Annotated in this window: 10 protein-coding genes and 3 pseudogenes; 9 read left to right on the top strand and 4 right to left on the bottom strand. The window is 72.3% G+C overall.

Going from position 1 to position 15,390, the window contains the following annotated elements; all coding sequences use genetic code 11:
- Positions 1-345 precede the first annotated feature (345 nt).
- Positions 346-892 (top strand): annotated as a pseudogene (locus ABD794_RS03350) (AIM24 family protein); the annotation flags it as partial.
- A 59-nt stretch (positions 893-951) separates the two neighbouring features.
- On the opposite strand, the pseudogene ABD794_RS03345 reads toward ABD794_RS03350, so the two are convergent.
- A pseudogene (locus tag ABD794_RS03345) lies at positions 952-2,155 on the bottom strand (RNA-guided endonuclease InsQ/TnpB family protein).
- 246 nt (positions 2,156-2,401) lie between these two features.
- On the opposite strand from ABD794_RS03345, the gene ABD794_RS03340 reads away from it, so the two are divergent.
- Positions 2,402-3,178, top strand: a complete 777-nt coding sequence (locus tag ABD794_RS03340; protein ID WP_344960819.1) for an AIM24 family protein — start codon at positions 2,402-2,404, stop codon at positions 3,176-3,178.
- A 102-nt stretch (positions 3,179-3,280) separates the two neighbouring features.
- Entirely contained in the window at positions 3,281-3,754 is a 474-nt protein-coding gene (locus tag ABD794_RS03335; protein WP_344960818.1) for a MarR family winged helix-turn-helix transcriptional regulator, read from the top strand.
- A gap of 142 nt (positions 3,755-3,896) precedes the next feature.
- On the opposite strand, the gene meaB is transcribed toward ABD794_RS03335, so the two are convergent.
- Both meaB and ABD794_RS03325 read right to left on the bottom strand, forming a co-directional pair.
- The gene (meaB, locus tag ABD794_RS03330; RefSeq protein WP_344960817.1) at positions 3,897-4,853 is read right to left on the bottom strand and encodes a methylmalonyl Co-A mutase-associated GTPase MeaB; all 957 of its coding nucleotides are present in this window, start codon (positions 4,851-4,853) and stop codon (positions 3,897-3,899) included.
- Between the two features lie 12 nt (positions 4,854-4,865).
- Complete coding sequence (locus tag ABD794_RS03325) at positions 4,866-6,089, bottom strand: acetyl-CoA C-acetyltransferase (protein WP_344960816.1); 1,224 nt, start codon at positions 6,087-6,089, stop codon at positions 4,866-4,868.
- Between the two features lie 145 nt (positions 6,090-6,234).
- Between ABD794_RS03325 and mce the strand changes: the two genes are divergently transcribed.
- From mce to ABD794_RS03300, 5 genes and pseudogenes are all read left to right on the top strand, one after another.
- The gene (gene mce / locus ABD794_RS03320) at positions 6,235-6,675 is read left to right on the top strand and encodes a methylmalonyl-CoA epimerase (protein ID WP_344960815.1); all 441 of its coding nucleotides are present in this window, start codon (positions 6,235-6,237) and stop codon (positions 6,673-6,675) included.
- A gap of 171 nt (positions 6,676-6,846) precedes the next feature.
- Positions 6,847-11,352: pseudogene (scy, locus tag ABD794_RS03315) on the top strand (polarized growth protein Scy).
- Positions 11,353-11,475: 123 nt separating this feature from the next.
- Positions 11,476-12,414 (top strand): coiled-coil domain-containing protein, encoded by a 939-nt coding sequence (locus ABD794_RS03310; RefSeq protein WP_344960814.1) that lies wholly within the window; start codon positions 11,476-11,478, stop codon positions 12,412-12,414.
- Positions 12,415-12,483: 69 nt separating this feature from the next.
- The gene (locus tag ABD794_RS03305) at positions 12,484-13,419 is read left to right on the top strand and encodes an ATP-binding cassette domain-containing protein (RefSeq protein ID WP_344960813.1); all 936 of its coding nucleotides are present in this window, start codon (positions 12,484-12,486) and stop codon (positions 13,417-13,419) included.
- 2 nt (positions 13,420-13,421) lie between these two features.
- The gene (locus ABD794_RS03300; RefSeq protein ID WP_344960812.1) at positions 13,422-14,192 is read left to right on the top strand and encodes an ABC transporter permease; all 771 of its coding nucleotides are present in this window, start codon (positions 13,422-13,424) and stop codon (positions 14,190-14,192) included.
- Positions 14,193-14,210: 18 nt separating this feature from the next.
- Here ABD794_RS03300 and ABD794_RS03295 read toward each other — a convergent pair whose 3' ends face one another.
- A complete protein-coding gene (locus ABD794_RS03295) occupies positions 14,211-14,525 on the bottom strand; it encodes a hypothetical protein (protein WP_344960811.1) in 315 nt (104 codons plus the stop codon).
- A 37-nt stretch (positions 14,526-14,562) separates the two neighbouring features.
- On the opposite strand from ABD794_RS03295, the gene ABD794_RS03290 reads away from it, so the two are divergent.
- Complete coding sequence (locus ABD794_RS03290) at positions 14,563-15,381, top strand: hypothetical protein (protein ID WP_344960810.1); 819 nt, start codon at positions 14,563-14,565, stop codon at positions 15,379-15,381.
- Positions 15,382-15,390 lie beyond the last annotated feature (9 nt).

Raw genomic sequence — 15,390 nt, 5'->3', positions numbered from 1 at the left:
TCCCCCTCACCGGGCCCAACCGCACGTCCACCCCTACTTTCCACCTTTTTCCACGTCACCAACCCATCCTGAACCTTCTCACATACTTAATCGCCTCCTCTCCCTCTACCCCCCGACTCTGCCACTCTTCCCCCACCAGACCCTGTCTTATCGGCCTTCTAACGCCTCAATGCCCCCCACTGCCCGTCCGCCGTCTCTTCCATGATCGGCTTTGCCCATGCCCTCTTTGCCCCAAGTACCTAAGATGCTTTCTGCCGCGCCCCGTCCCCCCCCACGGCACTACTTCCCTCATATACTCCTAATTTGCACGTGTGCTGCCCCCCCCCTTGCCGTCGTCACTGAGGTGTCCCGTTCACGCCCAGCATCACCGGCGGCCAGGGCGGTGTGATGGGCATGATCGGGCGACGGGTCGCGAACGAGGCGACGCCGCTGATGACCGTGGAGGGCAACGGCTCGGTGATGTTCGGCCACGGCGGCCACCATGTGCATGTGATCGAGCTGTCCGGCGACACGCTCTATGTGGAGGCGGACCGGCTGCTGGCCTTCGACGGCTCGTTGCAGCAGGGCACGATGTTCATGGGGTCGCAGGGCGGTGTGATGGGCATGGTGCGCGGCCAGGTGACCGGGCAGGGTTGTTCACCACGACGCTCAAGGGACATGGCGCGGTGGCGGTGATGGCCCACGGCGGCTTCATCGAGCTGCCGATCCACCCGGGCGGCCGGTCCATGTGGACCCGCAGGCGTATGTCGCGCACCGCGGCGATGTGCGCAACAAGCTGTCGACGGCGCTCGGTTGGCGGGAGTTCGTCGGCCGGGGCTCGGGCGAGGCGTTCCAGCTGGAGCTGTCGGGCAGTGGAACGGTGTATGTGCAGGCGTCGGAGGAGAAGCTTTGACCGCTCCCCCGGCTGAAGTCGAAGGATTCCAACTTCAGGGGTTCCGGGGGATTCCTGGCTCAGGCAGCCGCCCGGGGCAGCGCCCCAGAGGGTCTTACGCCGTCAGCACCAGCCGGGTTCAGACCAGCCCGGACCAGCATCACACGGGCGGAGTTCTTGTCCCTGGGGGATACGACTCCGCACGTTATGCAGGTGTACGTACGTTCCGAAAGAGGAAGTGCGTGCTTGGTTCTCGCTCCGCACGATGCGCAATCCATGGTCGTGTGCGCGGGATGAACAAGGCGCACGTCGCGCCCGTGCTTGCGGGCCACCTCGATCAGGGCTCGTTTAGTGGCACCGATGGCGGCGTCCGCCGCCTTGCGCGCCATGGTGGTCCTGGCGAGGAACTTGGGCCTGAAGTCCTCCACCGCAATGATGTCGTGGTCACGGACCACGCCCTTGGCCCACTTGCGTGCCGTGTCCTGACGCTGCCGGGCCACTTTCCTGTGCAGCTTCGCGGCCTGCTGCTGCGCCTTGCGGTACCCCCGGCTCTGCGCTCTTCCCTTGGGACGTTCTCGCCGGGACATCATCCGCTGGTAGCGGGCAAGTTGTTCGGCGGCCTTCTTACCGTGTTCGGCATGCGGAAGGTCGTGAGCGTCCGAGGTCGTGGTCGCGGTCTCCTTCACACCCCAGTCGATGCCGATCACTGCACCGGTGACGGGCAGGGGCTGCACCTCGACAGGGACGACGAAGGCGGCATACCAGTGCCCGAGGGTGTCCCGGTAGACACGCACGCTGGATGGCGCGGCAGGCAAGTCCCGCGACCAGACCACGGTCACGCCGATGCCGCCGGCCAGATGCAGTCGGCCGCCCTTCAGCCGGAAGCCTCGCCGGGTGCAGTTCAGGGTCGGGCTGTCCCTTGTCCTTCTTCTTGTACTTCGGCATCCCCGCCCGCTGCCGCACCGGTACACGATTCTTGATGTCTTTCAATGCCTTGGTACGGGACTTGCCGAAGTCACGGATGAGTTGCTGCTGAGGAACACTGGCGCCCTCCGCCAGCCATGGGGTTACGGCACGGGCCCCGGTCAACAGCCTGTCCAGTCGCGCCGGTCCACACTTCTCACCCTCACGGTGAGCCTTCTTGGACCTGGCAACGCATTCGTTCCAGATCCAGCGGCACCGGCCCCACTCCCCGATCAGCAACCGTTCAGCACCGGACGACACACGAAGCCGGTAGGTGTACCGGGCATGACCGGCACCCTCGGGCCCCTGAGACATCGCCATGACACCAGTGTGACACTACGATGCCTGCCATGGACCGTGAAGTGCGCATCACGCTCAGACTTCCCGCCGACCTCCACGCATGCTGGTCGGCGAAGCCAAGTCGTCCCGAGATCGCTCAATTCGGAGATCCTGCACCGCCTGGAAGTCGAGCGCGACGCCACCGCGGAACATGACGAACGGCCCTGACGGTAGCTTGTCCTGCTTTACTCCCCGGCTCGGAGGCCGGGACACCCTCGGAGGTCCACGATGAACGCCCCGGTCATCCATGACGCGCAGACCCTGCCCGTCAACGACAACGTCAACTCCTACGCGTTCAGCGTGGACTTGAACGGCCAGTGGTTCCTGCAGAAGGGGAAGATGGTCGCCTACTTCGGGCAGATCAGCTTCCACGGCATCGGCCACGGGCCGCTGGACCGGATCATCCAGTCCAGCTTCCACTCCCCGCTGCACGCGCAGGACTGGGTGGTGGCCGAGGGCCACGGCAAGATGGTGCTCGCGGACCGGGCGTTCGACGTCAACTCCTACGACCTGGAGGACGGCAACCTCACCGTCCGCTCGGGCAACCTGCTGGCGTTCGAGCCGTCGCTGGCGCTCAAGCAGTCGATCATCCCCGGGTTCGTGACGCTGATCGGCACGGGCAAGTTCGTGGCCGCGTCCAACGGACCGGTGGTCTTCGTCGAGCCGCCGATCCGGGTGGACCCGCAGGCGCTGGTGGGGTGGGCGGACTGCCCGTCGCCCTGCCACCACTACGACCACCAGTACATGCGGGGCGTGCTGGGCGGGGTGCGGATGCTCACCGGGTTCGGCGGTGCGTCGGGCGAGGAGCACCAGTTCGAGTTCGTGGGCGCCGGGACCGTACTGCTGCAGTCCAGTGAGCAGTTGATGGCGGAGCGGCCGACGGGGACGCCGCCGGACGAGGCGGGCGTCCCGCACGGGGGCGCCCCGTCAACCCATGCGAACCAGCCAAGTGCACCGCGTCTCCCCGGCCAGCTCGGGGACCTCCAGCGCCGCTTCGGGCTGTGAGCGGTACCCTGCGGAGTGTGACGTCGAACGCTTGACCTCTCGTTCCAGCTTCCTCAACTCCCAATTGGTTCGCTTTTCAACATTCTTAGGTAGAATTTCTCTATGGACACCGAGAACGGCACACGCTGGCTCAGCGACGAGGAACAGCGCACCTGGCGGGCCCATCTGGACGTCAGCCGACTGTTGATGCACCGGCTCGAACGGGATCTCCAGCCGTTCGGTCTGACCAACAACGACTACGAGATCCTCGTCAACCTGTCCGAGTCGGAAGACCACCGGATGCGGATGAGCGACCTCGCCGCGGCGACCCTCCAGTCGAAGAGCCGTCTCTCGCACCAGATCACGCGCATGGAGAACGCCGGGATGGTCCGGCGGGAGAACTGCGAGTCGGATCGGCGGGGGTTGTTCGCGGTGCTGACCGAGCAGGGGTGGGAGACGATGCGGAAGGTTGCGCCGCACCATGTCGCGTCCGTGCGCGAGCACTTCATCGATCTGCTCTCGGCCGAGGAGCTGAAGGCGTTGCACGCCTCGCTGAAGCCGGTGGCCGAGCACTTGCGCTCCGCGCGGGGGAAGTGACCCCGCCCCGCCCTTTCACCGTTTCCGCAGCAGCACGCTGCGCGCGCTGTCCTCAAGCGCCGGACGGGCTAATTCAGCCCGTCCGGCGTTTGAGGACACCCGCGCGGAGCGCGAAGAAACGGTGAAAGGGCGGGACCGGGGCCTATCCCTCCGTAAGGCCCGCCACCAGCTCGTCCGCGGCCGCGTACGGGTCCAAAGAACCCTCCGCCACCCGCCCCGCCAACGCCCCCAGCCGCCGATCGCCGGACAGATCCGCGATCCGCGAGCGCAGAGCCGCCACCGCGATGCGCTCGATCTCGTGCGCCGCCCGCGCCGACCGGCGCTCCGCGAGCGCCCCCCGCTCCTCCATCCACGCCCGATGCTTCTCCAGCGCCTCGACGACCTCCTCCACGCCCTCGCCCCGCGCGGCGACCGTCTTCACGATCGGCGGGCGCCAGTCCCCGGGAGAACGCGCCTCGCCCAGGCCGAGCATGTGGTTGAGCTCGCGCGCCGTCGCGTCCGCGCCGTCCCGGTCGGCCTTGTTGACGACGTAGACGTCGCCGATCTCCAGGATCCCGGCCTTCGCGGCCTGGATGCCGTCGCCCATCCCGGGGGCGAGCAGCACCACCGTCGTGTCGGCCTCCGAGGCGATCTCCACCTCGGACTGGCCGACGCCGACCGTCTCGACGAGCACCACGTCGCAGCCGGCCGCGTCCAGGACGCGGATCGCCTGCGGGGCGGCCCAGGCGAGGCCGCCCAGATGGCCACGGGTGGCCATGGAACGGATGTAGACCCCGGGGTCGGAGGCGTGCTCCGACATCCGCACCCGGTCGCCGAGCAGCGCGCCGCCGGAGAACGGCGAGGAGGGGTCCACGGCGAGGACCCCGACCCGCTTGCCGCGCCGCCGGTAGGCGGAGACCAGTGCCGAGGTCGAGGTCGACTTGCCGACGCCGGGCGAGCCGGTGAGGCCGACGACGTACGCGCCGCCGGTGAGCGGCGCCAGCGCCGCCATGACCTCGCGCAGCTGCGGGGACGCCCCCTCCACCAGCGAGATCAGCCGGGCGACGGCGCGCGGCCGGCCGGCTCGGGCCTGCTCGACGAGGGCGGGGACGTCCACCACGGGTGACTCCCCTTACTTGCCGGAACCGGAACCGGGGACGCGGATGATCAGCGCGTCGCCCTGCCCGCCACCACCGCAGAGCGCCGCCGCGCCCGTCCCGCCGCCGCGCCGCTTGAGCTCCAGGGCGAGGTGGAGGACGGTGCGGGCGCCGGACATGCCGATCGGGTGGCCGAGCGCGATGGCGCCGCCGTTGACGTTCACCTTTTCCGGGGATACGCCCAGATCCTTGATTGACTGCACCAGGACGGCCGCGAACGCCTCGTTGATCTCGATCAGATCGAGGTCGTCGACGGTCAGCCCCTCCTTGCGCAGGGCGTGCAGGATCGCGTTGGACGGCTGGGACTGGAGCGAGTTGTCGGGGCCGGCCACATTGCCGTGGGCGCCGATCTCGGCGATCCACTCCAGGCCCAGCTCCTCGGCCTTGGCCTTGCTCATCACGACCACGGCGGCGGCGCCGTCGGAGATCTGCGAGGCGGTGCCCGCGGTGATGGTGCCCTCGCGGCCGAAGGCCGGCTTCAGCTTGGCGAGGGTCTCGACGGTGGTGTCGGGGCGGACGCCCTCGTCCTTGCTGAAGACGACCGGCTCGCCCTTGCGCTGCGGGATCTCGACCGGGGTGATCTCGGCGTCGAAGAGGCCGTTCTTCTGGGCGGCGGCGGCCCGCTGGTGGGAGCGCGCGCCCAGCTCGTCCTGCTCGGCCCGGCGGATGCCCAGGCGGGTGTTGTGCTTCTCGGTGGACTCGCCCATCGCGATGCCCTCGAACGGGTCGGTGAGCCCGTCGTACGCCATGGCGTCGAGCATCTCGACCGCGCCGTACTTGTAGCCCTCGCGCGACTTCGGCAGCAGGTGCGGGGCGTTGGTCATCGACTCCTGGCCGCCGGCCACGACGATGTCGAACTCCCCCGCGCGGATGAGCTGGTCGGCCAGGGCGATGGCGTCAAGGCCGGACAGGCAGACCTTGTTGACGGTCAGCGCCGGGACGCTCATCGGGATGCCGCCCTTGACGGCCGCCTGGCGGGCGGGGATCTGCCCGGCGCCGGCCGTGAGGACCTGACCCATGATCACGTACTGCACCTGATCGCCGCCGATGCCCGCCCGGTCCAGCGCGGCCTTGATGGCCACACCGCCCAGGTCCGCCGCGGAGAACGTCCGCAGCGAGCCGAGAAGACGTCCCATGGGCGTCCGCGCGCCCGCGACGATCACGGATGTGGTGCCGGTCGAACCGTTCGTGCCAGCCATGGACGGGGCTCCTTCGGGCGGGGTTTGACGTCGGTGTCGAGGGTGATTTCGTCAATGTACTGAGCGGTACCCACGCGGTCACCGGCCCGTCGGTGTGATCGCGCGCACGTTGCGTGACCGCTCGGCGCGGCGGTGCACTGGTTCCATGCTGACGCGCATCGACCACATCGGGATCGCCTGTACCGACCTCGACGCCACCGTCGAGTTCTACCGTGCCACCTACGGCTTCGAGGTGTTCCACACGGAGGTCAACGAGGAGCAGGGAGTACGCGAGGCCATGCTGAAGATCAATGAGACCTCGGACGGGGGCGCCTCGTACCTCCAGCTCCTCCAGCCCATCCGCGACGACTCGCCCGTCGGCAAGTGGCTGGCGAAGAACGGCGAGGGCGTGCACCACATCGCCTTCGGCACCGCCGACGTGGACGGCGACGCCGAGACGATCCGGGACAAGGGCGTACGCGTGCTGTACGACGCCCCGCGCACCGGCTCGATGGGATCCCGCATCACCTTCCTGCACCCCAAGGACTGCCACGGGGTGCTGACGGAACTGGTCACCTCGGCGCCCCGTCCGGCCGAGGACCACTGACCCACACCTGCCCCGGCCGGTAGAGTGCAGGTTCGGCCGGGGTACGGGTGGGGCCCGGCCCAGGCTGTGCCGATGATCTGACACCATTTCTTCGGAAGGGCGGGCTCCGGGTTCCACCACCACGCACGGGGCCGGCCACCGACGCGACCAGGGGGACGGATGGACCGCGCAGTGCGGGGCTACGAGCGCCAGGACAGCCAGCGGGCTGAAACCGACCACCTCTCGCAATTCGAGGCCGAGATGGAGCGGCTGAAGAAGGAGCGGGAGAAGGCGGTCCAGCACGCCGACGACCTCGGCTACCAGGTCGAGGTGTTGCGCGCCAAGCTCCATGAGGCGCGCCGCGCCCTCGCGCACCGTCCCGCGTACGACGCGGCCGGTCTCGACTACCAGGCCGAGCAGCTGCTGCGCAACGCCCAGATCCAGGCGGACCAGTTGCGCGCGGACGCCGAGCGCGAGCTGCGCGAGGCCCGGGCGCAGACCCAGCGCCTCCTCCAGGAGCACGCCGAGCGGCAGGCCCGGATGGAGGCCGAGCTGCACTCCGAGGCCGTGGCCCGGCGCCAGCGGCTGGACGAGGAGCTCAACGAGCGCCGGGCGACCGTCGAGTCGCACGTCAACGAGAACGTGGCCTGGGCCGAGCAGCTGCGCTCGCGCACCGAGTCGCAGGCGCGCCGGCTGATGGAGGAGACGCGGGCCGAGACCGAGCAGTCGCTCGGCACCGCCCGCGCCGAGGCCCAGCGGCTGACCGAGCAGGCCCGTACCCGGCTGGCGGCCGCGGCCGAGGAGGCCCGCGCCGAAGCCGAAGCGATCCTGCGCCGGGCGCGCACGGACGCCGAGCGGCTGCTGACCGCCGCGTCCCAGCAGGCCCAGGAGGCCACCGACCACGCCGAGCGGCTGCGCACGGACGCGGGCACCGAGTCCGACCAGGCGCGTACGGCCGCCGCCGAGCTCACCCGGGCCGCCGAGGCGCGGATGCAGGAGGCCGACACGGCGCTGCGCGAGGCGCGCGCCGAGGCGGAGAAGCTGGTCGGCGACGCCGAGCGGGCCGCGGCCGGCCGGCTGGCCGAGGCCGAGGCGGAGAACGAGCAGCGCACCCGCACCACGCGCGCCGAGATCGCCCGGGTCGTCAGCGAGAAGACCAAGGAGGCCGAGGCCCTGCGGGCCGAGGCCGAGCAGCTGCGCGACGACGCGGCGGCGAAGGCCGAGCGGCTGGTCGCCGAGGCCGCGGAGAACGCCCGCAGCAAGGCGGCCGAGGACTCGGCGGCCCAGCTGGCGAAGGCCGCCCGGGCCGCGGAGGAGATGCTCTCCAAGGCGTCCGAGGACGCGCGGGCCACCACCAGGGCGGCCGCCGAGGAGGCCGAGCGGATCCGCACGGAGGCGGAGTCCGAGGCCGAGCGGCTGCGGGCGCAGGCCGAGGAGTCGGCCGAGCAGCTCAAGGCCGGGGCGAAGGACGACACCAAGGAGTACCGCGCCAGGACCGTCGAGCTCCAGGAGGAGGCGCGGCGGCTGCGCGGCGAGGCGGAGCAGCTGCGCGCGGACGCGGTCGCCGAGGGCGAGCGGCTGCGCGGCGAGGCGCGCCGCGAGGCGCTGCAGAAGGTCGAGGAGGCGGCGCACACCGCCGAGGAGCTGCTGGCCGAGGCCAAGGCCGACGCGGAGGAGACCCGGTCGGGCGCCACGGCCGAGGGCGAGCGCGTGCGGGCCGAGGCGGCCGAACGGGCCGCCGCCCTGCGCAAGCAGGCCGAGGAGCTGCTGGAGCGGGCCCGCACCGAGGCCGAGGAGATGGCCGAGGAGGCCGAGGACCACGCCGAGCGGGTCCGGGCCGAGGCGGACGGGGCCGCGAAGGAACTGCGCGAGGAGGCCGAGCGGGCCGCCGAGGAGCGCCGCGAGGAGGCCGCCGAGGAGCTGACGCGGCTGCACACCGAGGCCGAGCAGCGGGTCGAGGCCGCCGAGGAGGCGCTGCGCGAGGCCCGTACGGAGGCCGAGCGGCTGCGCCGGGAGGCGGCCGAGGAGGCCGAGCGGCAGCGCACGGAGGCGTCCGAGCGGGCGCGCGCGCTGCGGACGCAGGCCGAGGAGGAGGCCGAGCGGCAGCGCACGGAGGCCGCCGAGGAGGCGGCCACGGTGCGGTCCGAGGCCGAGGCGGCGGCCGAGCTGCTGCGGGCCGAGGCGGACGAAGAGGCGGAGCTGCTGCGGTCCGAGGCCCAGGAGGCGGCCGACCGGCTGCGGGCCGAGGCGAACGCGGCGGCCGAGCGGACGGCGGCGGAGGCCGCCGAGGCGCTGGAGGCCGCCAAGGAGGAGGCCGCGCGGCGCCGGCGCGAGGCCGACACGCTGCTGGGCGACGCACGCGCGGAGGCGCAGGCGGAGCGCGAGGCGGCGCACGAGCAGAGCGAGGAGTTGCTGGCCTCGGCGCGCAAGCGGGTCGCCGACGCGCAGGAGGAGGCCGAGCGCCTGGTCGAGGAGGCCGAGCAGCGCGCGACCGAGCTGGTGTCGGCGGCGGAGCAGACGGCCCAGCAGGTGCGGGAGTCCGTAGCCGGCCTGCACGAGCAGGCGAGGAGGAGATCGCCGGGCTGCGTTCGGCGGCCGAGCACAGCGCCGAGCGGACCGTCAACGAGGCGCAGGAGGAGGCGGACCGGGTCCGCGCCGAGGCGTACGAGGAGCGTGAGAGCGCCCGCGAGGACGCGGTGCGCATCCGTGCCGAGGCCCAGTCGGCCGCGGAGGCCGCCCGGGACCTGGCCGAGCGCACGGTCGACGAGGCGATCGCCGAGGGCGAGCGCGTGGAGGCCGAGGCCGCCCGCGTGCTGGAGGAGGCCCGCGAGACGGCCAACAAGCGCCGGGCGGACGCCGCGGAGCAGGCGGACGCGCTGATCGCCGAGGCCACGGCCGAGGGCGAGCGGCTGCGCGCCGAGGCGTCCCGGACGCTGGTGGAGGCGGAGGAGACCGCCGAGGCCGAGCGCGCGCAGGCGGCCGCGGACGCGGAGCGGATGCGCGCCGAGGCGCGGACCCTGGTGGACGAGGCGCGGGACGCGGCGGACGCGCACCGGGTCGAGGCCGCCGGGCAGGCGGACGCGCTGCTGGCCAAGGCGACCGCGGAGGCGGATCGGCTGGTCTCGGACGCGTCGGCGCGGGCGCAGCAGATGCGCACCGACGCCTCCGACGCGCTGGCGCAGGCCGAGCAGGACGCGTCGCGCGCCAAGGCCGAGGCCCGCGAGGACGCGAACAAGATGCGCGCGGACGGCCGCGCGGAGGCCGAGCGCATCGTCAACGAGGCGGCGGAGCTGACCTCTTCGGCGCAGGACGACGCCGACCGCATCGTCGACGAGGCGCGGGAGGCGGCCAACCAGCGCCGTACGGAGGCCGCGCAGCAGGCGGACGAGCTGATCGCCGAGGCCACGGCCGAGGCGGAGCGGATGGCCGCCGAGGCCCGGGCCGAGGACGAGAAGCTGCGCGCCGAGGCGGCCCGCAACGCCGAGGAGGCGCGGCGGGCGGCCGACGAGCACCGGGCGCGGGCCGCGGCCGAGGCGGAGCGGACGGTCGCGGACGGGAAGGCGGAGGCCGAGCGGCTGCGGGCGGACGCCGCGGAGGCGCTGGAGACGGCCCGTCAGGAGGCCGCGCGGACGGCCGACGAGGCGCGGGACGCGGCCAACAAGGCCCGTACGGAGGCCGCGCAGCAGGCGGACGAGCTGATCGCCGAGGCCACGGCCGAGGCGGAGCGGATGGCCGCCGAGGCCCGGGCGGCGCTGGCGGCGGCGCAGGAGAACGCCAACAGCACGCGCGCCGACTCGGCGAAGGTCAAGGCCGACGCGGTGCTGGAGGCCGAGCGGGTGCGCGCCGAGGCCCGTGAGGCGGCCGAGCACACGGTCGACGAGGCGCGGGACGCGGCCGCCCAGCGGCGTACCGAGGCCGCCGAGCAGGCGGACGCGCTGATCGCCAAGGCGCAGGAGGAGGCGGTCAAGACCGCCGCCGCGGCCGAGGAGCAGGCGGACGCCATGGTCGGTGCCGCCCGCCGGGAGGCCGAGCGCCTCGTGGCGGCGGCCACGGGCGAGGGCAACGCGCTGGTGGAGCAGGCCCGTACGGACGCGGACACACTGCTGGCCGAGGCCCGCGGGGGACGCGACCGCCATAAGGGACCGGGCGGACGAGCTGCGGACCCGCATCGAGAGCGAGGTCGAGGAGCTGCACGACCGCGCGCGCCGGGAGGCGTCCGAGGCGATGCAGTCGGCGGGCGAGCGCTGCGACAAGCTGGTCGCGGCGGCGACCGAGCAGCTCGCGGAGGCCGAGGCGAAGGCCAAGCAGCTGCTGTCGGACGCGAGCGGCGAGGCGAGCAAGGTGCGCATCGCCGCGGTGAAGAAGGCCGAGGGGCTGCTGAAGGAGGCGGAGCAGAAGAAGACCACGGCGGTGCGCGACGCGGAGCGCATGCGTACCGAGGCCGCGGCCGAGTCGGAGCGCCTGCGCACCGAGGCCGAGCAGGAGGCCCGGCGTCTTGTCGAGGGCGGCCGTGGCGAGTTGGAGGCACTGGTGAAGCGCCGCGAGGACATCCAGGCGGAGATTTCCCGTGTCCAGGACGTGTTGGAGGCGTTGGAATCATTTGAGTCCCCCGGGGCAGGCGGCTCCAAGGAGGGCGGGGTGAAGGCGACGGCCGGTGCCGGCGCTACTCGTTCGGGTGGCAAGCAGGACCGGAAGTAGCCACTCATTCGAGGGGAGAAATTCCCAATCCCCCAACCCAGTACGCGAATCCGCTCCATCCGACGCCGCTCACCGCCCTAGGATTCCCTTATCACCTCACCGGTCTCTTTCGACAGGAACCTCATGAGCGACACTTCCTCCCCCTTCGGCTTCGAGCTCGTGCGGCGCGGATACGACCGCGGCCAGGTGGACGACCGCATTACCAAGCTCGTCGCCGACCGTGACAGCGCGCTGGCGCGCATCACCTCCCTGGAAAAGCGCATCGAGGAGCTGCACCTCGAGACGCAGAACGCTCAGGCACAGATCAACGACGCGGAGCCGTCGTACGCGGGGCTCGGCGCGCGCGTCGAGAAGATCCTGCGACTGGCCGAGGAAGAGGCCAAGGACCTGCGGGAGGAGGCCCGCCGGGCGGCCGAGCAGCACCGTGAGCTGGCGGAGTCGGCGGCGCAGCAAGTGCGCAACGACGCCGAGTCGTTCGCCGCCGACCGCAAGTCCAAGGCGGAGGACGAGGGCGCGCGGATCGTCGAGAAGGCGAAGGGGGACGCCGCGACGACGCGCGCCGAGGCGCAGAAGGACGCGCAGTCCAAGCGCGAGGAGGCGGACGCCCTCTTCGAGGAGACGCGCGCCAAGGCGGCCCAGGCCGCGGCCGACTTCGAGACCAACCTGGCCAAGCGGCGCGAGCAGTCCGAGCGCGACCTGGCCTCGCGGCAGGCGAAGGCGGAGAAGCGCCTGGCGGAGATCGAGCACCGGGCCGAGCAGCTGCGCCTGGAGGCCGAGAAGCTGCGCACGGACGCGGAGCGCCGGGCGCGCCAGACGGTGGAGACCGCGCAGCGCCAGGCCGAGGACATCGTGGCCGATGCCAACGCCAAGGCGGACCGCATCCGCAGCGAGTCCGAGCGCGAGCTGGCGGCGCTGACCAACCGCCGCGACAGCATCAACGCCCAGCTGACCAACGTCCGCGAGATGCTGGCCACGCTGACCGGCGCGGCGGTGGCCGCGGCCGGGGTGCCGGGCGACGACGAGCCGATCTCGCGCGGGGTCCCGGCACAGCAGAGCCGCTAGAACGGCGCACGGCGGTGGGAGGGCCCGCCTCCGGTGGCGGGGCGGGTCCCCGGCCCGTACCGTGAGTGAATGATCGAGCTGGAGGATCTGACCAAGCGCTACGGCGACCGGCTCGCCGTCGATCACCTCACCTGCACCGTCCGCCCCGGCATCGTCACGGGCTTCCTGGGTCCCAATGGCGCCGGCAAGTCGACGACGATGCGGATGATGCTCGATCTCGACAACCCGACCGGTGGCACGGTCCGCATCGACGGCCGGCACTACCGGCAACTGCACAACCCCCTGCGGACGGTGGGCGCCCTGCTGGACGCCAAGGCCGTGCACGGCGGCCGCAGCGCCTACAACCACCTGCTGTGCCTGGCCCGGAGCAACGGCATCCCGCGGGCGCGGGTGGCCGAGGTGCTGGACGTGGTGGGCCTGACGTCGGTCGCGAAGAAGCGTTCCAAGGGGTTCTCGCTCGGCATGGGCCAGCGGCTGGGCATCGCCGCGGCGTTGCTGGGCGATCCGCGGATCCTGATGTTCGACGAGCCGGTCAACGGCCTTGATCCGGAGGGCATCCACTGGATCCGGACGCTGATGAAGACGCTGGCGGCGCAGGGGCGTACGGTCTTCGTCTCCTCGCACCTGATGAGCGAGATGGCGCTCACCGCCGACCACTTGATCGTCATCGGCCAGGGAAAGCTGCTGGCGGACACCTCCATGGCCGACTTCATCGCGCAGAACTCCCGTTCCTTCGTGCTGATGCGCTCGCCGGAGCAGGAGCGGCTCAGGGACGTGCTGTCGGGCGCGGGGATCACGGCCGTGCCGGATGCGGAGGGCGCCCTGGAGGTGACCGGCGAGGACGCCGCGCACCTGGGCGAGCTGGCCGCGCGGCACCGGATCGTCCTGCACGAGCTGAGCCCGCAGCGGGCGTCGCTGGAGGAGGCGTTCATGCGGCTGACGGCAGGCTCGGTGGAGTACCACGCGCACGCCGACGCACATGCCGACCAGGGCGCGGGAGGCTGACGATGGCGGTGGTGACGCAGGTTCTGCACTCGGAATGGACGAAGATCAAATCGGTGCGTTCCACGGTGTGGACGCTCGGGATCGGATTCCTCGTCACGGTCGCGCTCGGAGCGCTGATCAGTGCATTGGTGAACAGCAAGTACGGCGATCTCACGACGGCGGAACGGCTGACTTTCGATCCGACCTATGTCAGTTTCGCCGGTATGGGACTCGGCCAGCTCGCATTGATCGTTTTCGGGGTGCTGGTGGTCTCCAACGAATACAGCACCGGAATGATCCGCACCTCGCTCGCGGCCGTTCCGCAGCGCGGCGTCTTTCTCTTCAGCAAGATCGCAATTGCCGCGGCGCTCGCGCTGGTCGTCGGTATGGCCACCAGTTTTCTGACGTTCTTCGTCGGCCAGGCGATGCTCGACGGACACCGGGCGTCCTTCGGCGATCCGGGGGTGGCGCGCGCGGTGGTCGGCGGCGGGCTCTACATGGCGCTGATCGCGGTGTTCTCCATGGGCGTCGCCACGATGCTGCGGGGGCCCATGCTCTCGCTGGGCATCCTGATGCCCTTCTTCTTCCTGATCTCCAGCATCCTGGCCACCGTCTCGGCGACCGAGAAGATCGCCGAGTATCTGCCGGACAAGGCCGGGCAGAAGGTCATGCAGGTGGTGCTGGCCGACGACAAGGCGCCGTACGGGCCCTGGGGCGGCTTCGGGATCATGGTGCTGTGGGTGGTCGCCGCACTCGCCGGCGGGTACCTGGTGCTGAAGAAGCGCGACGCGTAGTGCCCTTCCGGCGGATCTTCACGGGCCCGGGGTGCCGCGCACGGTGCCCCGTCGCCGGTGGCCGCGCGGACGCATCCGCCGCGCGGGCCGTCCTTGGCCGCGCGGGGCGCGCCACCGGGCACGGGCACGGGGAGGTACGGCGGCCGCGACGCGCCACTGCGCGGCCCGTCGTCCGCCGCGCGGGGCGCACTGCCGGGCACGGCTCGACCGGTCGTCGTCCTGCCTTGGGACTCGGCGGGGCGCGGTGGCCGCGACGCGCTGCTGCGCTCGCGGGACGCGCTGCCGGGCACCGGTCGTCGCCCCGGCGGCACGCTCCGGGGCATGACGTGCCACGGCGGCCGTCCCCTCCCCCGCACCCGCCGGACCGGCCGTGACCGGCCGCCGGCTGCGCGACCTCGGCCTGCACTCCGTCCCGTTCCTGCGGCCGCTGGAGTATCCCGGCCGGCCGGCGCCGGAGCCCTGTCTGCTGCACGGCGACGAACTGCTGCCGCTGCGGGCGGGCGAGGGACCGCTGGGCACCTGGCCCGTCGCGGACGGCGCCGGGCCGCTCGACGCCGTGCTCGGCGCCCTGGGCGCGGCCCCCGTCGGCCGGCGCCACCCCGTGGTGGCCGTGGGCTCCAACGCCTCGCCCGCCCAGATCGGGCACAAGCTCGCCGCGGCGGGGCTGCCGGCCGTGGTACCCATGGTCCCGGTGACGGTGCGCGGCATCGGCGTGGGCTGCTCGGCGCACATCGGCCGCGCCGGGTACGTGGCCGCGGCCCCGTACGCGGACCCGCAGGCCGAGCGGCCGCTGGTGGTCGGCTGGCTGGACGCGGCGCAGCTGGCCGTCGTGGACGCCACCGAGGTGCACTACCGCAGGGTGCTGCTGCCCGGGGCGGCGTACCCGATGACGCTGCCGTCCGGCCCGGGGCCGGACGGCGCCTATGTGTACGTCTCGCGCCACGGCGTCCTGCTGGACCCGGCCACGGGCCGCCCGCGGCCGGGCGGGGGCGACCAGTCGGCCCTGCTGCGGGCGCTGCTGGCCGCCTCGCCACGGCTGCGCGGGCTGCTCGGGCCGGATCCGGTGAGCTGGACCGAGCGGGCGCGCGGCGACGACGCGGTGCGGGAGCGGGGAGCCCGGATCTTCGCGGAGGAGGGCTGGGTCCGCACGGAGGAGGGGCTTCCGGCGGCGTCCGGGCCGTCCTCGTGAGCCCCGTCA

It is taken from the genome of Streptomyces thioluteus (assembly GCF_039535865.1).
This window is presented reverse-complemented; position numbering and strand designations above follow the sequence as displayed.